The sequence below is a fragment of the Pseudomonas sp. PGPR40 genome, from assembly GCF_022014505.1.
Taxonomy (GTDB): Bacteria; Pseudomonadota; Gammaproteobacteria; order Pseudomonadales; family Pseudomonadaceae; genus Aquipseudomonas.
Genome location: NZ_JAKLSP010000012.1, coordinates 19576 through 39839, shown reverse-complemented (window position 1 = coordinate 39839; position 20264 = coordinate 19576). Strand labels below are relative to the sequence as shown.

The following is a 20264-nucleotide window of genomic DNA, read 5'->3' as shown; positions in this document are numbered from 1 at the left end:
GGAGAGGCCTGCAAACCATCAAATCGCAATGGGATTCGCAGAGTTGAGCCATTCAAAATGGAGGCCCCGAAAAAGGAGAATCCTGTCATGTTGATCAAGGGAATGCTACTGGGCTTGGCGATTGCTGCTCCCGTTGGGCCGATAGGCTTACTGTGTGTGCAAAATACTTTAAGAGGAGGATTCAAGGCAGGATTCACGACCGGGATGGGTGCGGCAACAGCTGATGCGGCCTATGCATTGACTGCGCTATTTGGACTGACTGGATTATTGACCCTGATCGGTGATACCCGATATTTGCGGATAGCGGGTGCAGCTTTCTTTCTTTACCTGGCCTGGAAAACCTGGCGAAAAAAAGGGGACGTCACCGCCATTTCATCAACAACCCGGGATCTATGGGGCATGTACTCGACAACATGCCTGCTGACACTGTCCAACCCAATGACCATCCTGGGCTTCGTGACGCTTTTTGCCGGGCTGGGAGTCAGTCAATCAGACATGACAACTGGCGCATGGCTTGTGCTGGGGGTATTTCTTGGGTCTTCACTATGGTGGGCGGGCCTCGCGGGAGCCTGCTCGTCAGTCGTGAAACGATTGAACGCCGCTTGGTTAAAGTGGATAGATTACGCCTCAGCCTTACTCTTGGTCGCCTTCGCGTTGACGCTGTTGTATCAAGGGCAGTGACCTGAGATTGTCACTGCCGAAAGTCGCTACTGCGTGAGCATGATCTCGACAGATATCCCTCACGCAACCGCGTTATCTGCCAGCTCCCAGCCCTCAGGCCGTAGCGTGTGCCAATCGCTGACCTGTTGATAGGCATGGCCGATGCGCAGAATCAGCGGTTCGGCGAATGCCCGACCCACAATCTGCATCGAGACTGGCATGCACTTTTCATCGAACCCGATGGGCAGCGCCACCGAACACAGGTTCAGCAAGTTGGCGAACCGCCCCAACAAGGCCAGTGGCGTGCCATATTCATCGACCTCATCCAACGGCACACTGCCAATAGCGTTAGTCGGGAAAGCGCAGGCGTCTATGTTGGTCATGGCCTGCTGCATGGCGTGGCGAGCGGCGCGGCGCTGATTGTGCAACTGGATATACGACGCTGCGTCGATGGCGCGACCACTGAGGACGCGACGTTGAACATGGGGATCGAAACGCAGATCGTCGCGCTCGAACAAGCTACCCAGACTGGCATAACCTTCGGCGCTCATCAGCCCACCCGCGATGCGCATGCACTGCTCCAACGACGTGGGTAGCGGTTGCTCGATCAGTTGCATGCCCAAGGCGGCCAGTTGCTCGAGCCCCAAATCGTAAGCCTTCAACACCCCGGGAGCGACATGCGCTCGTTCGGCCTGTGGCAACACCCAGATGCGCAAACCGGCTACCGACTGATTGAGACCGGCAGCGGCGCTGAATACAGGCGCCTGGGCCGAAACCGGATCCAGTGGGTCCGGGCCCAGCAGTGCATCCAGCATCCACGCGGCATCTTCAACGGTGTGGGTGATAGGCCCCACCGAATCCAGCGACGGACACAGTTCGATCAAGCCATGGCGACTGATAAGCCCACGCGTTGTTTTCAGCCCGACCAAGCCGCACATGCCCGCCGGAATTCGCACCGAGCCACCGGTGTCAGTGCCCAACGCAGCGCTTGCCAACCCACTGGCCACGGCCACTGCCGAGCCGCTGCTCGAGCCACCCGGAGCATGATGCACGTTGCGGTCCCATGGGTTCCACGGCGTGCCCATCACCGCGTTGGTGCCCCAGCCCCCGAAAGCGAATTCGACGGTGTGGGTCTTGCCAAGAATGATTGCTCCGGCACGCTCCAGGCGTTGCACTGCGGTGGCGGTCAACCTCGAAACACGCGGTGCCTGTGCCAATGACCCACCCGTGACGGCCTGGCCATCGATCTCGAACAAGTCCTTGATCGCCAGAGGAATGCCATGCAGCGGTCCCAGGCGTATGCCAGCCGCACGTTGACGATCCGCAGCGATGGCCGCATTGAGAGCTCGCGTGGGATAGGCCTCGACATAGGCATTGAGTTGTTCGTCAAAGTGTTCGATGCGCGCCAGTTGCGCACGAACCAGCGCTTCGCTAGTCAGCCACCCCGCATCCAGCGCCTGCTGCAACTGGGCAATACTGTAGGAAGTCACTCGATCTATGGTGCTCATGTATTCAACCTCGCAGGGTTTTGCGCCCGCGTGAAAAGTGCTTTTCAAGCACACGCGACAGCATTGAAAGAGGGAAAGCGATAACAAAATAGAACAGCCCTACCAGCAGAAAGACATGCATGGGCAGGAAGGTTTCCGAAGCGATGGCCCGCGCCGCCAGCATCAGCTCATCGGTAGCGATCAGGGCGCACAATGAGCTGTCCTTGAGGATCGATACATAGGCGTTGAGCAGTGGCGGCAACATGCCGCGAATCGCTTGCGGCAGGATGACTGACGTAAACGCTTTCAGCGGTGTCAGTCCGGTGGCGATGGCGGCCTCGCGCTGGCCACGATGCAGCGAATCCAGGCTGCCACGCAGGATTTCCGCGACGTAAGCGGCACCCTGCAAACCCAGACCAATGACCCCGGCCCAATAGCCGGACAACGTCAGCCCCAGGCTCGGCAACGCGAAATACAGGGCCAGCAACAACGCCAAAAGAGGTACGGCGCGCATGCCCTGAATAAAGTACGCGGCCGACCGTTTCAGGAGCACACTCGGGCTTCTCATTGCCCAGGCCAACAACGCACCCAATGTGACCGCCAGAGCGAACCCCATCAGGGACAATTCGGCGCTGATCCTTGCACCGAGCAACAGGCGAGCGATCCAGTCGCTCCAGTACTCTGGGTACTGCTGAAAAAAACTGATCATCGCGCGCTCCCAAAATGACGTTCGAGCCGAATGAATCCCACACCGATCGGCAAAATCATTGCGGCGTAGATGCACATCACAGCCAAATAGATCAGTGAAGTCTGGAAGGTGGAGGTCACTAGATTGCGCGCCAGGAACATGATTTCCGGTACGGCGATAGCCGAGGCGATGGACGTGTCCTTGACCAGTTGCGTGACGTAGTTGGCGAACGCTGGCAACGTAACGCGCAAGGCCTGGGGCAAGAGGATGCAGCGCAGAATCTGCATCCGGCTCAGGCCGACAGCCAGCCCGGCTTCATGCTGGCCTACATGCAGCGACTGCAAGCCGCTACGGAAAATATCGGCCAACACCGCGCTGCCCACCAGACTCAGGCCAACGATGGCGGCCAGCCACGCGGGCAAGTTGATGCCAAGATAGGAAAGACCGAAATAGATCAGGAACAGATGCGCCAGCGCGGGAACATTGCGCATCCATTCAATGAAACAGCCGATCGCCCCATGCAACACCCGTGACCGACCGAACGTCAGCAACACCGCCAGGACTATTCCGCCGGCACTCGCCAGCAGCAAGGAACACAGCGCGATTTCCAGGGCGGTGAGCGCGCCTTGCAACAACAGGGGCAATAGCCCGAGAAAGACCTCGAAGTTCGCCATCAAGCGCCCTCCATGGCCATGCGCCCAAGAAAACTGCGGGTGCGCTCATGGCTGGGGTTGTCGATAACCTGCGCCGATGGCCCTTGCTCGACAATGTGTCCACCGTCCATGAAGATCACCCGATCCGCCACATCCCGAGCGAATCGCACTTCGTGGGTCACCATGATCATGGTGCGGCCCTCTTGCGCCAGCTCACGAATCACGGCCAGTACTTCACCCACCAGTTCGGGGTCCAGCGCCGAAGTCGGTTCGTCGAACAGAATGACTTTAGGTTGTTGGGCCAACGCGCGGGCGATAGCGACACGCTGTTGCTGCCCGCCGGACAATTGCTCGGGATAGACCTCAGCCTTGTGTCGCAGATGGACTTTTTCCAACATCGCATCAGCCAGCTCATAGGCCTGCTTGCGCGGCATACCCTGTGCCTTGATCGGCCCCAGCGCGACGTTGTCGCGTACGCTCAAATGTGGCCAGAGGTAGAAGAGCTGGAACACCATCGCGATCTCGCGTCGCTGCGGAGCCATTTCCCGATCACTCATCAGACGTATGCGTTTACCGTCCTTGATCTGCCCGATCAACTCGTCGCCCAGCCAGATATCGCCTCGTGTGGGTTTTTCCAGGTAATTGATGCAACGCAGGCAAGTGGACTTTCCCGACCCGCTGGGGCCGATCAACGACAAGGTTTCACCGGCTTTCAATTCCAGGTTGATACCCTTGAGCACTTCCAGATCACCATAACTTTTGTGCAGGTCATGCACTCGCAGCAACGCAGGTTCGGACGGGGTCGACATCTTGGTTAACCTCTTTTTGTTATAGACATGGCGATGAATCGGCACGGGGCATCACGCCGATTCATCCGCTCAAGCGCTTACTGGCAGCCAGGCAGTTTCCAGTCCGCCGGGCGGTCGACACCCAGCCTCAGATCCTTGCCTTCCGGCACATACCAGACATCCTGAGTCAGACCGTAGCGGGCACCGATCTTGCGCATCTCACAGCTTTTCCACAGAGACTGGATCTGCTCGTTCACGGCCGCCACCAGCTGCGGGTTTGCCTCTTTATTGAAGCCGTACACCACCTGGCCCAGCCCCGTCAGCAGGGGGAAATTCGGATCGTTGTCGGTGAAAGCATTGAAGCGCAGGTGCCACTGCTCGTTGCGGAAAATGGCGTATTGCATGACCGGAGGATCGCCGATCACTGCATCGATGCGCCCGGCGAGGAGATCGCGCACGGCGGCATCGGAGGTGTCGTACAACGCCACTTGTAGCCCTTCGATCTTGCGCATCTCAGGGATGAATGAGAAACCCGTGATAGTGCCGACCTTCTTGCCCTGCAAATCTTTGAGGCTGCTCCAGTTGGTCTTGTCGGTCTGGGTGATGCCGTTCTTGAAATAGTGAATCGGGTCGCTCACGGTCATGATCTTCGCGCGCTGCTCGGTCCAGCCCATGGTGCCGGCCATGACATCCACGCGTTTAGCCTGCACCGAGGCGATGGTGCCGGCCCAGTCCATCAACGCTGGTTTAACTTTCAAACCCAGCTTCTCGGAAATTTGTTGAAGGATTTCACCGTCGTAGCCGACCATTCGACTGTCTTGATAACCGGTCCCCGGCATATCGCCACTGAACGCAATAGTCAGGCTTCCCGGCTCTACCGTTTCCAGTGCGAATGCCGGTACCGAGGCCAGCATGGATACCAGCAGACCCGCATAGATACCGGCAATACGTTGAACGTTGGGCTTCTTCATCACGTGCTCCTCGATTGTTTTTTTATGAACAGCATGGTGTTGGGCAGGCGCTCATCGTATGGTGATCGGCGGTATAACTGGTTGGATGGTTTGCATGAATGATTGAACATTTGCGACATTTCGGAGATGCACTGCCCAAGGCCTCCAGCGAAAGCCTCGTGGAAGAGCTTGATAATGGTCAGGCACGACATCCGCCAAGCCGACGCGGCGCTACCGAGTTGTCTATTGGCATAGTGTTGTGGCCGCGCTTCCCCTTGCTGTCTCTGTCAGGGTTGACCGATGCGCTGCGACATGCCGCCGATACGGGTGATCAGAGCCGTCCGATACGCTGCCAATGGAAAGTACTGGGTACCCTTGGGCAAAGGGTCATTTCCAGCTGCGGACTGGATGTGCCTATCGACACTGAGCTCACCAATCCTCATCAATTTGATTACATCGTGGTGATTGGCGGGCTGCTTGATTCTCTTGAGGCCGCACCAAAGACGTATCCGGCATTTCTGCATCAGGCAGCAGCCGCTAACGTGCCGTTGATCGGTCTATGCACGGGCAGCTTCGTGCTCGCTCGACATGGCTTGATGGAGGGACGTACCGCTTGCGTACATGCCTACCATTGCGACGACTGGAAACGTCTGTTCCCCAGACTGCGCTTTGTCAGCAACAGTGACTTCCTCATCGACAAGGATCGGATTACCTGCGCAGGCGGTATCTCGGTGATTGAGTTGGCCATTCATCTTATTGGGGTGCATTGCGGCCCGGATCGGGCCGGCAAAGTTGTTCATCAGATGACGGTCGCAAAAAGCAGTTCCGGCAGTTTCGTCGATCGGCGAAAGGCACTTGGCTACGCCAGCTCTTCGAACAGGCGTCTGCACGAAGCCGTGATGCTGATGGAAAAGCACATGACCGAACCCTTGGACATTGACTCAATCGCAAACCTTGTCGGTACCAGTAAACGGCAACTTGAGCGGCTGTTTGTCGCCGAAACCAGTAACACTCCAGCCCAATTCTATCGGCAGGTTCGACTCAGGTTTGGCCGATGGCTCCTCATCAGCTCGGATCGACATATAGGGGAAATCGCTTTCGAATGCGGGTTCGCCGATGCACCTCATTTCATTCGACATTTTCAGAACATGTTTGGCATGTCCCCCGGAAAATTGCGCAAAGAGTTGATGCGAAAAGTGACACAGTGATGCAATTACAAACTCGATCAACGGATAAAAGGAGGGTGATGTTGTCTCTCGCTCTGAGTGACTCGCCTGATAAAGCTTCAACAATATTCGATCAACGATGGCGCTGAACGTCACAACGTTCAGCGCCCTCTGACTTGGGGTTGATTGTCAGCCACTGTCATTTCAGGCGTTTATTTCCACCAATACTCGATCTGAAACCCTACGTTGGAACCATGCAGGTCTGTACCAAACGAACCGGTATCAGACAGAGCCGATCCCGGAGATTGCAAGCTGGCGGCACGTTGCGCAGCCTTGTTCCAGGTAGCGTAGGTGTAATACAGACGAAATTCCGGCCTGTCCCAGAATCCCGGGCCCTTCGGAGACCAGGTCGGCGCGATGGTGTACTTAGTGAGTTTGCGGGTACCGTCTGCGGCTTCAACCTGGTCGCGCCCAACTTCGGTGATCAACTTGAACTGATCCGTGAACGCATAAATTGGCCGAACACCAATGGATAACCAGTTCTGATCATCACCATCAGGGCGCGTGTCTTTTTGATAGACCAATTCAACTTGACCACTGAAAGCATGAGTCATTTGCCAGTCGAAAAACTCCACGACCCGCCAGCTCTTGTTGCTCTCATCCAGCGTGGTATCACCGGTGTAGCCCAATGCGGTGCCCGGCCCTCGGCCGTATTGAACAGCGAACTTGTTGACTCCGCCAAGAAACGCGACCTGCTTGTGCTGGGCAACCACCGACCAGCCCTGATGAGCATTCTCGCGGCTCGGCTTGTCCAGATAACTGACGCCCAGCTGAACCTCGCCCCCGGGATTTGTGTTGAATCCGCTGACGGTCACATCATGACGAGTGACAAAATCCTTTTGGAAGACGTTGTCCTTGCGTGAGAACACGTAGCTGTATTTCAGATCTCCCAATGCGACTTGATCGAACCCAAAGCCCGTTGAGCTTTGGTTCCAATAGAAGTAGTCACTCATCTCGATGCTGTTTCGATTGTAGTAACGGCGGCCAGCCCAAAAGGAGCCTCCATTAAGAGCGGGCATTTTGCTCCATTCCGCATAGAGCTGACTCATCCGCGTATAGCCGTGCTCGCCGTCAAATTTTGGTTCATGGCCATACTCGTTATAAAACTGTGCCATGCCTTCCACGCTGACCACCGAGCCGTCATCCAGTGAAAGCAGATCCTGACGCAAATCCAGCTCCAGATATTGCTCACATTCGTTGCCAAGACGGTATTTGGATTGCGCGCCCGGTAGCTGAAAACACGACTGCTTCCCTCCTTCAGTCGAATCTCCTACTCCGGTTCTGAAATATCCACTGAAGTCTGCTGAATACGCGTCAACAGGCAAAAAGCCGACAGCAAGGGACGCACCCAGAACTGCGCTGAGAGTTTTAACGTTCATTCATAACACCTTTTGTTTTTTATATTTATTGGACAAGGCCGATAACGCGAACAGCACGCTTTTAATCAAAGTACGCGGTTAACTCCCACGCACCGGTTTTCGAAAGAGAGAGGCTCTACCCCCGATGACGTCCTCGGAAGAAATCTATAAGACCCTGCGTCGAGGAATCATCAGCCGAATGCGCGTCATAGCGAGTCAGGAGGCTATGGACGCTGTTACTTAGTTCCTTGCCCAGTTCCACGCCCCATTGATCAAACGAATTGACTCCCCAAATTACGCCCTGGACAAAGACCTTGTGCTCATAAAGAGCGATCAGCGCACCAAGGCTATGTGGATTAATGATCTCAAGAGCAACTGTATTGCTTGGCCGGTTACCGGGGATCACTTTATGCGGCGCCAGTCGTTCAATCTCACTGGATGAAAGGCCTTTGGCTTTTAGCTCTGCCTCAGCTTCACCGCGGGTTTTGCCCCACATCAGCGCTTGGCTTTGAGACAAGCAATTGGCGTACAGCCATTCCTGATGGTCAGCCACTGGGTTGTGGCTGACCACAGGCACAATGAAGTCAGCTGGAATCAGCGGCGTTCCCTGATGCAGCAACTGGTGGTAAGCGTGCTGTCCATTACATCCCACGCCGCCCCAGATTACCGGGCCCGTGCTGCAGGATACTGACGTGCCGTCATGACGAACACTTTTGCCATTTGACTCCATGTCCATCTGCTGCAGATGCTTCACGAAGTTGCGCAGGTAATGGTCATAGGGCAAGAACGCATAGCTTTGCGCACCCCAAAAGTTGTGATACCAAACGCCGAGTACCGCTAAAAGAACAGGAAGGTTCTGTTCCAATGGTTCGTTGAGGAAGTGCTGATCCATAGCGTACGCGCCGGATAACAGTTCCTTGAAGTTGGCGATGCCAATGGCCAGAGCAATCGGCAGGCCAATGGCAGACCATAGTGAGTAACGGCCACCGACCCAGTCCCACATAGGAAAAATGTTGGCTTCACGGATGCCGAAATCCAGCGCTGCCTGGCGATTACTGGTCACGGCAATGAAATGGCGATATAGCTTCTCTTCCGTCCCGCCCTTAGCCAGGTACCAGCTACGAGCAGCTTGTGCATTCTTCAAGGTTTCAAGCGTACCGAAGGTTTTGCTGGAGATAATGAACAGCGTTGTTTCTACGTTCAGTCCGGCTGTAACCTCTCGGAATTCACTGCCATCGATGTTAGCCAGATAATGGCACCGCACCCCATGCCGAGCGAAAGGCGCGAGTGCCTCAGAGACAAGCTGCGGGCCCAGAAATGAGCCACCAATACCAATGTTTACGACATCGGTGATGACTTTGTCGTTGTAACCACGCCACAGATGGTTATGGATACGACTCACAACGTCAGTCATCTGCGCCAGGGCGCCATGCACATCGCGCATCAAGTTGCGACCATCGACCATCAAAGCGTCTCCCACTGGTCGCCGCAACGCGGTATGCAGCACTGGACGCCCCTCGGAACCGTTGATTTTCTCTCCACTGAACATGGCTCGCGCGGCCTGTTCAACGCCTGCCTCGCGAGCAAGGTTAACAAGCAATGAACGCGTCTCGTGAGTGATCAGGTTTTTGGAGTAATCCAAAAAAAGCCCGCAGCCCGCCAAGGAAAAGTCTTGAAAGCGTTTACTGTCATCTCGAAAGGCATCGCGCATACTAAAATTTTTCATGCTCTCCCGATGGTCGAGCAAATTGCGCCATGCCGGCAGTGCAGTTACATCATTCGTTTTGTTGTAGTTATTCATGCTCAGCCCTTTTTCGCCAATACGGCTTGTGCCGTCTCAATCAACTCTTTTCTTGCCATTCAAATATGGGCGTTTGGTAATTCTGCAAACGCAGACGCGCCATCACAGGAATAAGTTCCGCGTTTTGTAGTTACAACCAGTTATCGGAAAAGTTATCCAGACGGCGAGACGTGGACAAGCATCAAATAACTCACGTCTGCACCGCTAGATCATCAGGACGAAACCCTGAGCACAGTCATTTTGGAGCGCCGCAAGAATCTCGCTGGATTAAAGAGGGTTTTAATCTAATAGTCTGACGTTTGCCCTCAGGTTGCTTGATACGCTTCAATAAAAGCTTCACAGCCTGGGCTCCGAGTTCCTCAAGAGGTTGCGCTACAACTGTCAGTCTTGGGCTAAAAGCATCCGCCCAGTCGAAATCGTCAAAGCCAACCAGCGCGATATCCTTTGGCACCTCAAGCCCCGCTTCACGAAGGGCCTGCATTGCACCAATGGTCATCAAGTTGTTTGCAGTCATTATTGCGGTGGGCGGATGCTCTAGCGATAGCAAACGGCGAGTGGCTTCCATTGCCGGCGCAATCGCCGATTCACCACAGCAAACCAATTGATCGTCGTACTCAATTCCAGCGTCAGCTAAAGCCGCACGGTAGCCATCAATTCGCTCATGAGAAGAAGATTGAGTCAATCGCCCGGATACCATCCCGATGCGCCGATGACCCAGCTTAATCAAATGTGCAATCAACTCTTGAGAGGAGTGCTTATTCTCTACCCCCACTTGATCGAAAGACGTCGAGAGAAGTCGATCGATGAGCACCGTGGGTATCTTGTTTGCTTTTAAGTAATTAAATACTCGATTTTCCGGATCATATTCCGAGGCGAGTACAATCCCGTCAACACGTCGCTCATGCAGTGCCTTGACCGCTTTGAGTTCCTGTTCCGGATCTCTTTGCGTATTGACCAGTATCATCATCAAACCGCTTTTCGCGCATGCCGCTTCGATGGCACGTACTGTTTCACTGAAGTAATAGTTTGAAAGCGTAGCAATCGCCACACCGATGGCACCCGAACCCGAAGAGGAACGAGCCAGAGACCGAGCGAGTGAGTTTCGAATATAGCCTACGGACTCTACAGCCTGATTCACGCTACGGACCGTGTCAGGATGTACTTTACGAGTACCGTTGAGTACATGAGATACCGTAGACATTGATACGTTCGCGGCTCTCGCGACATCGCTCATCTTTGCGGCCACTTGTGCATCACTCCTTTCTCACGTGATTTGATGGATAGCGCTGAACTCATGTCCAGTTGCTACCTATTGTAAAGCTCACGGCGAGAAAATGCGTCGATGGCTCTCGGAATTGATACCGGGACGAACCCGCAATTTCGTGAAAGACCCAGCGAGGTGCGCAGCGCATCTGAAGTCTGTGAAGCGAGATGGTGGAATCCGCTATGCAGCATAGCCGGGCACTCCTTTTTATTATCGTAGCGATCATCCTGCGAACCAATTAAATGGACGCAGCAGCGCTTGTTGAAAAAAGCATAGCCGAGACGAAAGCGCTTGCGCAAGCGCTTTTCTAACAACCTGTTCGAGCTCTCATTGATCAGGGTTTCCTTGGGGAATGAACATGGAAGTGCTTTTTGGAGAATTCTTCGAACTCAAAGGAAAGCGCTTGCGCAAGCGCTTTCCTTTCGACTATGTTGCTCGAACAAGAACACCGATGAGAGGTTTCACTGCTTCTCGAATCGGAAGATAAGGAGTTAACAGCTATGCTGAGCACTGGATCTGAAAGCCCCCCTCCTGCCCTATTGGAAATGCATTCCATCTCGAAGTCATTCAATGGGGTGCGCGTCCTGCATGACATTGACCTCAGTATTTTCCCTGGACAAATCCACGCGCTAATGGGCGAAAACGGCGCCGGAAAATCCACGCTGATGAAAATACTATCGGGGGCCTATGTCGCCGACAGTGGCACCATACGAATCGACGGATGTGATATTCGAAACTATGGCGTGAACGATGCGAAGCGCCATGGCATATCCGTCATCTATCAAGAGCTCAGCTTGTGCGCGAATATGAGCGTGGTGGAGAACATCTACCTGGGTAGAGAGATTCGACGATGTGGGGTTATAAACCGTAAGGCAATGACCGAAGGTGCGCTCGTAGTATTAAAGCGACTTGGCGTCACATTTGATCCGCACGCACTGGTCGGTACTTTGTCGATTGCGGACCAACAACTTGTTGAAATCGCGCGTGCAATTCATGCCGATACGCGAATCCTGGTGATGGACGAGCCTACAACGCCGCTCTCCACAAAAGAGACTGAAAGTCTTTTTACATTGATTCGCCAGCTACGTGATGATGGCGTCGCGATCATTTATATCAGCCATCGAATGGCCGAGATATACGCATTGTCCGATTTTGTTTCGGTGCTTCGGGACGGTCATTACGTTGGTTCGCTGGATCGCGTCACGCTGTCGGCTGAAACCCTGGTCCGGATGATGGTTGGCCGCGATGTTTCCGGTTTTTATGCCCATGAGCGTTCTTTGTGCTCTTACGAGCAACCGATACTACGTGTTCGCAACCTTACAGATGACTTCAAAATTAAAGATTGCAGTTTCGATCTGTATGCCGGCGAAATTCTCGGGATTGCAGGACTGGTGGGTTCTGGAAGAACCGAACTTGCCCGATTAATCGCAGGCGTCGATGCGTACTCAGGTGGAAAGATTGAAATGGACGGCGAAGTTGTAGTCATACGCTCTCCTCGCGATGCAGGTAACGCAGGCATCGTCTATCTGACAGAAGACCGCAAAACACTGGGCCTTTTTCTCGACATGAGCGTCCACGACAATATCAATGTCTGTGTGGTGGGAAGTGATGCTCGATTGGCGGGGTTTGTGGGCCGAACGGCCGGAACTGGACGTACCGAACAAGCAATCCAGGCACTCAATATCAAAGCGTCTTCAGATATCAATGTGGGAGCGCTGTCCGGAGGCAACCAGCAAAAAGTTTTGCTGGCTCGCTTGCTGGAGATGAAGCCAAGAGTATTGTTCCTCGACGAGCCTACATCGGGTGTCGACATTGGGGCTAAATCAGAAATATATAAAATCATCAATGCATTAGCAGCATCCGGCGTTTGCGTAGTGGTCATTTCAAGTGAACTACCAGAGATCGTTGGAATTGCCGACCGTGTATTGGTCATGTGTGAAGGTAAACTTGTCACCGAACTCGGTGGCCACAGCGGTCTTGATATCACACCTGAAGCCATTATCGCGTTTGCCACAGGCAGCGACAGGTTGACTCTAGCCAACGGAGACTTAGTTCAATGACTTCCCCATTGCAAAGCAAAGTAGCAAGTGACTTTACACCTGGTGGACGAAGCATCGCCGGTGCTTCTCCGCAGGATAAAATGCGCCAAATGATGAGAGTGGCGGGCATGCTGCCCGTATTGTTACTCCTTTGTGTAGGTTTTGGCCTGATGAGCGAGAGCTTTTTCTCGGTCCAGAATTTCTCGATCATCAGTCAACAAGCCTCTATCAATGTGGTATTGGCGTCAGGTCTGACTTTCGTGATTTTGACAGGTGGCATCGATCTTTCGGTTGGTTCGATTCTGGCTGTTTCCGCAGTAGTGGCGCTATTGGTATCGCAAGTTCCGGGGTTTGCTCCCCTGGCCATCGCCGCGGGGCTTGGAGTCGGACTGCTGCTAGGGCTCGTCAATGGTGTATTGGTCGCTTTTGGAAAGCTACCGGCGTTTATCGTCACGCTAGGCGGGTTGACTGCGATGCGTGGAATCGCACGTCTTATCGGCGAAGACAAAACGGTTTTCAATCCCGACCTGTCCTTTGCTTACATTGGGAACGAAAGTTTGTTCGGGGTGCCATGGCTTGTTGTAATCGCGGTAGTAGTGGTTGCTCTTTCGTGGATTATTCTTCGACGTACGGTATTAGGCGTACAGATTTACGCAGTGGGCGGCAATCCTGAGGCCGCACGGTTGTCGGGAATCAAAGTCTGGAAAGTCCTGTTATTTGCTTATGCCCTATCCGGTTTGTTGGCGGGTGTGGGGGCTATCATGACTTCCGCTCGACTGATGGCGGCTAACGGACTGCAAATGGGACAGTCTTATGAACTCGACGCTATTGCCGCCGTTATTCTGGGAGGCACGCGCTTTACAGGAGGCGTCGGCACTATCATCGGCACGCTAATTGGTGCCCTGATTATCGCTACACTTTCCAATGGCCTGATATTGCTGGGCGTTTCGGATATCTGGCAATACATCATCAAAGGTGTTGTCATCATCGGAGCGGTAGCCCTCGATCGCTTTCGGCAGTCAGGTGCACGAACCTGAATCATATATAACCCCCACACCCCAATAACAAGAGACAGTTCTCATGAAAAAAATAATATTTACCGCTGTTTGTACACTATTGGCATTTAACAGCGCTCAAGCGCGAGAGTTGAAATCCGTCGGAATAACGGTTGGCTCGCTGGGTAATCCTTATTTTGTAGCGATGGTAGATGGCGCCAAAGCCGAGGCACTGCATATCAATCCAGCCGCAAAATTTATCTCAGTGTCGGCAGATTACGATTTGAATAAGCAGTTCACTCAGATCGATAACTTCATTTCTTCGGGCGTAGACTTGATTCTTGTCAATGCCGTCGACCCTGTAGCCATCGCGCCTGCGATTGCGAAAGCAAGGAAGGCAGGCATAGTGGTTGTGGGCGTAGATGTCATGGTGCAAGGTGCCAACGCCACGGTACAGACCGATAACGTCGAAGCCGGCAGGATTGTATGTCAGTACATCTCTGAGAAGCTGGGTGGCAAGGGTAACGTTATTATCCAGAATGGTACGCAGACTTCAGCAGTCCTGGACCGAGTCAATGGCTGTAAGAGTGTTTTCGCGCAGGCACCCGATATCAAGATACTGTCTGATAATCAGGATGCCAAAGGCTCGCGCGAAGGTGGTTACAGCGTGATGCAAGGCGACTTGACTCGCTTTGCAAAAGTCGACGCGGTGTTCGCGATCAATGATCCCCAGGCCATAGGTGCAGACCTGGCAGCAAAACAACTCAAGCGCAAAGGCATCATTATCGCATCGGTGGATGGGGCTCCCGATATAGAGACTGCGCTCAAAAGCGATACACAGATCCAGGCATCCGCCTCTCAATCCCCTTGGGGCCAGGCACAACAGGCCGTAACGATGGGTTATGACCTGTTGAATGGCAAATCTTTGGAAAGCACAACGGTACTGCTTCAACCTTCACTTGTAACCCGGGCTAATGTCATGGAGTACAAAGGCTGGCAAGCTGACCACTGACCGACCACTAAGCGGTTGAGTCATAGGGTCACTAGCCACCCTCTGTAATGCGGGGAATGGCTGCTGCGAGATGCTCGCAGCAGCCGAACGGCATGAAAATCCCTAGAGGGCGAACCTGGGGGGAAGCCTGAGTGACGGCTGCTGACGAGAGATTGGGCATGTCTATCAAAACAAACACAATAGTAAACACAGAGCTACTTAACTACGTTAAGGCTCTGTCTGGTAATCGAATTGTCGTTGCGCTAGCGGGGCCGCCTGGTGCCGGTAAGTCCACTGTTTCGGAGGCCTTGGTAGAGGCGCTTAATAGCGTTATACCGGGGAGCGTAGCTGTCGTTCCCGGGGATGGCTTTCATTACGATGACGCGGTTCTTGGAGCCCTGAACCTTTTAGATCGTAAAGGCTCACCTGATACATTCGATGTGGGTGGCTTCAGGAGTCTGCTGCTGCGGCTTCGTGCGAACAATGAACCAGCGGTTGCCGTTCCGGTATTCGATCGAGTCCTGGAGATATCCCGTGCTGCAGGACAATTGATTTCCTCTGACGTGAAATATCTCATCGTGGAAGGAAACTACCTTCTATTAGACCTCGCCCCATGGTCGTCCTTAATAGACTGTTTTGACGCCACCATCATGCTGCAGGCTGACCGCGAAACCCTGGAAGCGCGCTTGCTTGATCGATGGCGATCATTGGGTTTCGATGAGCCTGCTTCCTATGAAAAAGTTCATCGCAACGACCTTCCGAATGCCGACATTGTGGTGTCGGCCAGCACTATCGCTGATTTCACAATCACAAATTAAGATCCCGCCTACGATCACAACGTGTAGCGAACCTTTAAAGAGCGAATGACTATGTATCTGGTATGTGGTGAAGCGCTGTTCGATTTCTTCAGTGAAAACGATGTCAACGCTCAAGCTTCAAAAGTGAACTACAAAGCGATTGCCGGTGGTTCGCCGTTCAACGTCGCCGTCGGCTTGAGCCGTCTGGGCATCGACGTGGCGCTGTTCGCCGGACTGTCCAGCGACTACCTCGGCCGGCGTTTACAGCAAGTGCTGCAGGAGGAAGGCGTGCGCCCGGACTACCTGCAGGACTTCGACGCACCGACCACCCTGGCGATGGTCGCCGTCGGCGCCGACGGCTCGCCGCATTACAGCTTCCGAGGTGAAGGCTGTGCCGATCGCCAGCTGTTGCCGGGGCATTTACCAGAGTTAGGCGCTGAGGTGCGTGGGTTGCATATCGGCTCGTTCTCGCTGGTGGTGCAGCCGATTGCCGACACCCTGCTGGCCCTGGTTCGCCGGGAAAGCGGCAAACGCCTGATCAGCCTCGACCCTAACGTGCGACTCAATCCAGAACCGAATATCGAACTGTGGCGCGAACGCATCAGCACTCTGGTCGAGCATGCCGACCTGATCAAGGTCAGCGACGAGGATTTGAACCTGCTCTACCCCGAGCGTGATCCGCAGAGCGTGATCCATGGCTGGCTGGAACACCGCTGCCAGCTGGTATTTCTCACCCGGGGCGGCCAGGGAGCAATGGTATTCAGCCGCCGTCATGGCAGTTGGTCGGCGCCGGCCTGCGCGGTGGTGATGGCTGATACCGTGGGCGCCGGCGACACCTTCCAGGCGGCATTGATCGCCTGGCTGACCGAACAGCAGCTGGATTCGGTGGAGGGTTTGCAGCGCTTGAGTCGCGAACAAATCGACGCGATGCTCACCTTCGCCGTCAGCGCCGCCGCCCTGACCTGCAGCAAGACCGGGCCGGACTTGCCTTATCGGCATCAGTTGGATTGATATCTGGTCAGGATCTGTATCGCGGGGATGGCAGTTTTCACGAGCTAAACGCCATCATCCGCTGTCCTGTCTGTGACGATGAGGGGCTCGATGCCCCAGTCGCCAGGCAAACACCAATCTTCTCCGAACATCTCCGCCGGATGCATCGTACGCTCGGAGCCATTGCCGCACGCCAGGGACTTGGCCGGACAATACCGGTCGCATCCCCAGCAGATCCGCTCGGGGTGTTTGGGGTTGACGGGGAAGTTCTTGGCCATTGCGATCTCCGATCATTGAGAGACGTTCTTCCAACCTACAGCCTTTGTGCAAAACCATCCTTGATGGATATCAAGCCCGAGCCATCGGTTTAATTGCTCGAAACTTGATAACAATCATTATTGTTCGCAGCAAAGCTTCCTAGACTCGGGTTCCTACTCGTCAGTGCTCAGGAAAACATTATGCGTACCCACCTCTCACTCGCCCTGCTCTTGCTCGTACCGCTGGCTCACGCAAAGGAATACCCGATCGGGGAACCACAGCTGTGTCAGGGGCTGGAAGTCGGGGCGGTGTATTTACAGCCGATAGAAATGGCACCTGCGGGGATGATGCGCGCGACCGCGGATTCCGACGTCCACCTGGAAGCTGACATTCGGGCCACTTCGGACAATCGGCAGGGCTTTCAGGAAGGCAGTTTCGTGCCCTACCTGAACGTCTCTTTCAACCTGAAAAAACACGGCAGCGACCCCGAGATCAAAGGCGATTTCCACGCCATGGTGGCCAATGACGGTCCGCACTATGGCGACAATGTGAAGCTGCTGGGTCCCGGTAAATATCAGCTGACGTTCACCGTTCTGCCACCCGGCGGTCATGGTTCCCTCGGGCGCCACACCGATAAAGAAACCGGTGTAGCGCCCTGGTTCGAACGCTGCGAACTGCACTACGAGTTCATCTACGCTGGCATCGGTAAAAAAGGCGGCTATTGAATGAAGCGTCTGCATCTTGCCTGGCTGATCGTAGCCGGAACAGCTGCGCCGTTGACGGCCCATGCCGAGTTGCCGAGCTACGAACTGACCTTGCGCGATGGCCACTTCTCCCCTGCCTTGCTCGAGGTGCCGGCCGGACAGCGCTTCAAGATCGTCCTGAAAAATAGCGGTCAGGGGCCGGCCGAGTTCGAGAGCACGCCGTTGCGGGTTGAAAAAGTCCTGTCGCCGGGCGTGACGACCTTCGTCGTCATTCACCCGCTCAAGCCCGGCCGCTATCCCTTTTTCGACGAGTTCAATCCGCAATTGCCCGAGGGCGGCATCCTCGCGAAATAACTGTGAGCGCACGGAGTTTTCATGAATCAATCAATGTTCATCGTCTGGCGCGAAAGCGTCGAGGCGTTGCTGGTGATCGGCATTCTCCAGGCTTGGGCCAGCCAGCAAGGCCAAGGCAATCGTCTGGTCAACTACCTGTGGGCGGGTGTGGTGCTGGGGTTGCTGCTCTCGGGCCTGTTGGCGGTGTTGATTCTGTTTGCCGGTGAGGCCATGAGCGGGTCGGCCAGTGAATGGTTCCAGGCCGCACTCGCATTGTTTGCCAGCCTGTTAATGGTGCAAATGGTCGGCTGGATGCACCGCCACGGACGCACCCTCAACCACGATTTGCGACGGCACGCCGATAGCCACCTGGCCCGCCAAGGAGGCGCAGGTCTATTACTGCTGGCCATGCTCGCGATCAGCCGCGAAGGCAGCGAAACGGTGGTCTTTCTCTATGGCGCCGGCGCTCGGTTGCGAGGTCCGCAGCTTGGTTTGTTTGCCGTCGGCGGCGTGTTGGGGCTGGTGCTGTCCGCGCTGACCATGACGCTGCTGCACAGCAGTCGCCGCTTCATTTCATGGCAACGATTCTTTGCCATCAGCGAAGTCATCTTGCTCATGCTCGGCGCGGGGTTGCTGGTCAGCGGCACCGAACGAATCGGCGGCCAATTGCTTGCCCTGGAGGTGCCGGAGGTGGTTTACAGCCTCGTAGGCGAATCGCTTTGGAACAGTAGCGGGTTGCTGAGCGACAGCCATGGATTGGGTGGTTTTTTAGCCGGTTTGGTCGGTTATCGCGCAACGCCCAGCGGCATGACCTTACTGGTGTGGTTTGGTTACTGGCTGATTGTCAGTGCCTGGCTACGCCAACGTGCGCCGGAAAAAGTCCCATGCCTGAACTGAGCCGGCGCAATCGATGGCTCCAACGACTGGGCGACGGGATGCGTCGCCATGCGCCCGTCATCCGTACGGTGCAGTGGGCTGTCGTACTGTTTTACGCGGTGCTGTTGGTGACTCCGGCGTTGTTGCCGCTGCCGGACAGCCAGGCACGGATACTCGACAACCTGACTTTGCTAGCGCAGTTTTTGTTCTGGGGGATCTGGTGGCCGTTCGTGTTGCTGTCGATGGTGTTTTTCGGTCGACTCTGGTGCGGCGTTCTGTGCCCGGAAGGTTCGCTCAGCGAATGGGCCAGCCATTACGGTAAAGGTTTGGGTGTGCCGCGTTGGTTGCGTTGGGGCGGCTGGCCCACACTGGCGTTCTGCCTGACGACCCTCTACGGCCAGTTGATCAGCGTCTATGACTACGCCCAGGCCGCGCTGTTGATTCTGGGTGGCTCGACTGTCGCAGCGGTCATCGTCGGGTTGTTGTTCGCCCGGGGCAAGCGAGTCTGGTGTCGTTACCTATGCCCGGTCAGCGGCGTCTTCGCCCTGCTCGCCCGACTGGCCCCTGTGCACTTTCAGGTCGATGAACAACGTTGGCTAGAAAACGCCGCACCGCGCCTGCCGCCACCCAACTGCTCTCCCCTGCTCGATATCCGCCGCCTGCAAGGCGCCAGTGATTGCCACGCCTGCGGACGCTGCAGCGGGCAACGCGGCGCCGTTCAACTGATCGCCCGCTCCAGCAATCAGGAGATTCTTCATGCAACGGAGCAGACGCTGTCTCCTTGGGATACACGCTTGCTGCTGTTCGGTGTGATCGGCTTGGCCATGGGCGCGTTTCAGTGGACGGTCAGCCCATGGTTTATCGCCCTCAAACAACACCTGGCCCAGTGGCTGGTCGAACACAACCAGCTCTGGGCCCTGCAAGACAATGCTCCTTGGTGGCTGCTGACCCATTACCCGCGGCTCAACGACAGCTTCAGCTGGCTCGATGGCTTCAGCATTGTCGCTTACCTGAGTTTGAGTTCGATCGTGCTCGGCACAGCGCTGATGCTGCTCCTGCGACTGACGGCCCGACTGGCGCGGGATCGCGCACTGTATTGGCCTCTGGCGCTGACACTCACGCCTCTGGGGGGTGCCGGACTGTTTCTCGGGCTGTCGGCCACCACCGTCAAATTGCTGCGTTATGAAGGTCTGCTGCTGGAGTGGGTGCAACCGGCCAGGGCCTGTCTGTTATTGGTCGCGATGGGCTGGAGCCTGCTTCTGGGTTGGAAACGGCTGAGACTCGAAGGTATCTCCCTGGCTCGGCGTGTGTCGGGGGGCGTTTGCCTGTTCCTCGCCAACGGCCTGATCGGGTGTGGCTGGTGGTTGCAATTCTGGGGCTGGGTTTAAACCCCTGTAGGAGCGAGC

The 20264-nt window shown here is 55.2% G+C and carries 20 protein-coding genes; 11 read left to right on the top strand and 9 right to left on the bottom strand.

The window, feature by feature from the left end; all coding sequences use genetic code 11:
• Positions 1 to 87: 87 nt before the first annotated feature.
• Complete coding sequence (locus tag MEB48_RS12285; RefSeq protein WP_237884503.1) at positions 88 to 681, top strand: LysE family translocator; 594 nt, start codon at positions 88 to 90, stop codon at positions 679 to 681.
• A 59-nt stretch (positions 682 to 740) separates the two neighbouring features.
• Here MEB48_RS12285 and MEB48_RS12280 read toward each other — a convergent pair whose 3' ends face one another.
• The 5 genes from MEB48_RS12280 to MEB48_RS12260 all read right to left on the bottom strand — a co-directional run bounded on the left by MEB48_RS12280 (position 741) and on the right by MEB48_RS12260 (position 5247).
• A complete protein-coding gene (locus MEB48_RS12280) occupies positions 741 to 2168 on the bottom strand; it encodes an amidase (protein WP_237884502.1) in 1428 nt (475 codons plus the stop codon).
• A 4-nt stretch (positions 2169 to 2172) separates the two neighbouring features.
• Positions 2173 to 2856, bottom strand: a complete 684-nt coding sequence (locus MEB48_RS12275; RefSeq protein ID WP_237884501.1) for an amino acid ABC transporter permease — start codon at positions 2854 to 2856, stop codon at positions 2173 to 2175.
• Entirely contained in the window at positions 2853 to 3509 is a 657-nt protein-coding gene (locus tag MEB48_RS12270) for an amino acid ABC transporter permease (protein ID WP_237884500.1), read from the bottom strand. The genes MEB48_RS12275 and MEB48_RS12270 overlap by 4 nt, the downstream gene beginning before the upstream one ends.
• Positions 3509 to 4297 carry an amino acid ABC transporter ATP-binding protein gene (locus MEB48_RS12265; protein ID WP_086945812.1) on the bottom strand — a complete coding sequence of 263 codons (789 nt, stop codon included), beginning with the start codon at positions 4295 to 4297 and terminating at the stop codon, positions 3509 to 3511. The genes MEB48_RS12270 and MEB48_RS12265 overlap by 1 nt, the downstream gene beginning before the upstream one ends.
• 77 nt (positions 4298 to 4374) lie before the next feature.
• Positions 4375 to 5247: a substrate-binding periplasmic protein gene (locus MEB48_RS12260; protein WP_237884499.1), complete on the bottom strand. Its 873-nt coding sequence runs from the start codon at positions 5245 to 5247 to the stop codon at positions 4375 to 4377.
• 98 nt (positions 5248 to 5345) lie between these two features.
• On the opposite strand from MEB48_RS12260, the gene MEB48_RS12255 reads away from it, so the two are divergent.
• Positions 5346 to 6434 (top strand): GlxA family transcriptional regulator, encoded by a 1089-nt coding sequence (locus MEB48_RS12255; protein WP_237884498.1) that lies wholly within the window; start codon positions 5346 to 5348, stop codon positions 6432 to 6434.
• A gap of 170 nt (positions 6435 to 6604) precedes the next feature.
• On the opposite strand, the gene MEB48_RS12250 is transcribed toward MEB48_RS12255, so the two are convergent.
• The 3 genes from MEB48_RS12250 to MEB48_RS12240 form a co-directional block, all read right to left on the bottom strand.
• Positions 6605 to 7831, bottom strand: a complete 1227-nt coding sequence (locus MEB48_RS12250) for a maltoporin (RefSeq protein ID WP_237884497.1) — start codon at positions 7829 to 7831, stop codon at positions 6605 to 6607.
• A gap of 115 nt (positions 7832 to 7946) precedes the next feature.
• A complete protein-coding gene (gene pgi / locus MEB48_RS12245; RefSeq protein WP_237884496.1) occupies positions 7947 to 9611 on the bottom strand; it encodes a glucose-6-phosphate isomerase in 1665 nt (554 codons plus the stop codon).
• 235 nt (positions 9612 to 9846) lie between these two features.
• Positions 9847 to 10857 (bottom strand): LacI family DNA-binding transcriptional regulator, encoded by a 1011-nt coding sequence (locus tag MEB48_RS12240; protein ID WP_237884495.1) that lies wholly within the window; start codon positions 10855 to 10857, stop codon positions 9847 to 9849.
• Between the two features lie 518 nt (positions 10858 to 11375).
• Between MEB48_RS12240 and MEB48_RS12235 the strand changes: the two genes are divergently transcribed.
• The 5 genes from MEB48_RS12235 (at position 11376) to MEB48_RS12215 (ending at position 16708) form a co-directional block, all read left to right on the top strand.
• Positions 11376 to 12935, top strand: a complete 1560-nt coding sequence (locus MEB48_RS12235) for a sugar ABC transporter ATP-binding protein (RefSeq protein WP_237884494.1) — start codon at positions 11376 to 11378, stop codon at positions 12933 to 12935.
• Positions 12932 to 13951 carry an ABC transporter permease subunit gene (locus tag MEB48_RS12230; RefSeq protein WP_237884493.1) on the top strand — a complete coding sequence of 340 codons (1020 nt, stop codon included), beginning with the start codon at positions 12932 to 12934 and terminating at the stop codon, positions 13949 to 13951. The genes MEB48_RS12235 and MEB48_RS12230 overlap by 4 nt, the downstream gene beginning before the upstream one ends.
• A gap of 43 nt (positions 13952 to 13994) precedes the next feature.
• Positions 13995 to 14921, top strand: a complete 927-nt coding sequence (locus MEB48_RS12225; protein ID WP_237884492.1) for an ABC transporter substrate-binding protein — start codon at positions 13995 to 13997, stop codon at positions 14919 to 14921.
• Between the two features lie 158 nt (positions 14922 to 15079).
• On the top strand, positions 15080 to 15718 hold the full coding sequence (locus MEB48_RS12220) for a nucleoside/nucleotide kinase family protein (RefSeq protein WP_237884491.1): 639 nt from the start codon (positions 15080 to 15082) through the stop codon (positions 15716 to 15718).
• 51 nt (positions 15719 to 15769) lie between these two features.
• Positions 15770 to 16708, top strand: coding sequence for a carbohydrate kinase family protein (locus MEB48_RS12215; RefSeq protein WP_237884490.1), 939 nt, complete (start codon positions 15770 to 15772; stop codon positions 16706 to 16708).
• Between the two features lie 44 nt (positions 16709 to 16752).
• Here MEB48_RS12215 and MEB48_RS12210 read toward each other — a convergent pair whose 3' ends face one another.
• On the bottom strand, positions 16753 to 16965 hold the full coding sequence (locus MEB48_RS12210; protein WP_237884489.1) for a DUF3079 domain-containing protein: 213 nt from the start codon (positions 16963 to 16965) through the stop codon (positions 16753 to 16755).
• 180 nt (positions 16966 to 17145) lie between these two features.
• Here MEB48_RS12210 and MEB48_RS12205 point away from each other — a divergent pair, with 180 nt between their 5' ends.
• The 4 genes from MEB48_RS12205 to MEB48_RS12190 are packed head-to-tail and all read left to right on the top strand — an operon-like array spanning position 17146 to position 20246.
• Entirely contained in the window at positions 17146 to 17670 is a 525-nt protein-coding gene (locus MEB48_RS12205; RefSeq protein ID WP_237884488.1) for an iron transporter, read from the top strand.
• Positions 17671 to 18003, top strand: coding sequence for a cupredoxin domain-containing protein (locus MEB48_RS12200; RefSeq protein WP_237884487.1), 333 nt, complete (start codon positions 17671 to 17673; stop codon positions 18001 to 18003).
• Between the two features lie 21 nt (positions 18004 to 18024).
• Positions 18025 to 18879: an FTR1 family iron permease gene (locus tag MEB48_RS12195; protein ID WP_237884486.1), complete on the top strand. Its 855-nt coding sequence runs from the start codon at positions 18025 to 18027 to the stop codon at positions 18877 to 18879.
• On the top strand, positions 18867 to 20246 hold the full coding sequence (locus MEB48_RS12190; protein ID WP_237884485.1) for a 4Fe-4S binding protein: 1380 nt from the start codon (positions 18867 to 18869) through the stop codon (positions 20244 to 20246). Before MEB48_RS12195 ends, MEB48_RS12190 begins: the two co-directional genes overlap by 13 nt.
• Positions 20247 to 20264: the final 18 nt, after the last annotated feature.

Bases quoted from the DNA above. Each gene is read 5' to 3' on its own strand.
- MEB48_RS12285 (WP_237884503.1), top strand. From the start codon at position 88: ATGTTGATCAAGGGAATGCTACTGGGCTTGGCGATTGCTGCTCCCGTT.
- MEB48_RS12280 (WP_237884502.1), bottom strand. From the start codon at position 2,168: ATGAGCACCATAGATCGAGTGACTTCCTACAGTATTGCCCAGTTGCAG.
- MEB48_RS12275 (WP_237884501.1), bottom strand. From the start codon at position 2,856: ATGATCAGTTTTTTTCAGCAGTACCCAGAGTACTGGAGCGACTGGATC.
- MEB48_RS12270 (WP_237884500.1), bottom strand. From the start codon at position 3,509: ATGGCGAACTTCGAGGTCTTTCTCGGGCTATTGCCCCTGTTGTTGCAA.
- MEB48_RS12265 (WP_086945812.1), bottom strand. From the start codon at position 4,297: ATGTCGACCCCGTCCGAACCTGCGTTGCTGCGAGTGCATGACCTGCAC.
- MEB48_RS12260 (WP_237884499.1), bottom strand. From the start codon at position 5,247: ATGAAGAAGCCCAACGTTCAACGTATTGCCGGTATCTATGCGGGTCTG.
- MEB48_RS12255 (WP_237884498.1), top strand. From the start codon at position 5,346: ATGATTGAACATTTGCGACATTTCGGAGATGCACTGCCCAAGGCCTCC.
- MEB48_RS12250 (WP_237884497.1), bottom strand. From the start codon at position 7,831: ATGAACGTTAAAACTCTCAGCGCAGTTCTGGGTGCGTCCCTTGCTGTC.
- pgi (WP_237884496.1), bottom strand. From the start codon at position 9,611: ATGAATAACTACAACAAAACGAATGATGTAACTGCACTGCCGGCATGG.
- MEB48_RS12235 (WP_237884494.1), top strand. From the start codon at position 11,376: ATGCTGAGCACTGGATCTGAAAGCCCCCCTCCTGCCCTATTGGAAATG.
- MEB48_RS12230 (WP_237884493.1), top strand. From the start codon at position 12,932: ATGACTTCCCCATTGCAAAGCAAAGTAGCAAGTGACTTTACACCTGGT.
- MEB48_RS12225 (WP_237884492.1), top strand. From the start codon at position 13,995: ATGAAAAAAATAATATTTACCGCTGTTTGTACACTATTGGCATTTAAC.
- MEB48_RS12220 (WP_237884491.1), top strand. From the start codon at position 15,080: ATGTCTATCAAAACAAACACAATAGTAAACACAGAGCTACTTAACTAC.
- MEB48_RS12215 (WP_237884490.1), top strand. From the start codon at position 15,770: ATGTATCTGGTATGTGGTGAAGCGCTGTTCGATTTCTTCAGTGAAAAC.
- MEB48_RS12210 (WP_237884489.1), bottom strand. From the start codon at position 16,965: ATGGCCAAGAACTTCCCCGTCAACCCCAAACACCCCGAGCGGATCTGC.
- MEB48_RS12205 (WP_237884488.1), top strand. From the start codon at position 17,146: ATGCGTACCCACCTCTCACTCGCCCTGCTCTTGCTCGTACCGCTGGCT.
- MEB48_RS12200 (WP_237884487.1), top strand. From the start codon at position 17,671: ATGAAGCGTCTGCATCTTGCCTGGCTGATCGTAGCCGGAACAGCTGCG.
- MEB48_RS12195 (WP_237884486.1), top strand. From the start codon at position 18,025: ATGAATCAATCAATGTTCATCGTCTGGCGCGAAAGCGTCGAGGCGTTG.
- MEB48_RS12190 (WP_237884485.1), top strand. From the start codon at position 18,867: ATGCCTGAACTGAGCCGGCGCAATCGATGGCTCCAACGACTGGGCGAC.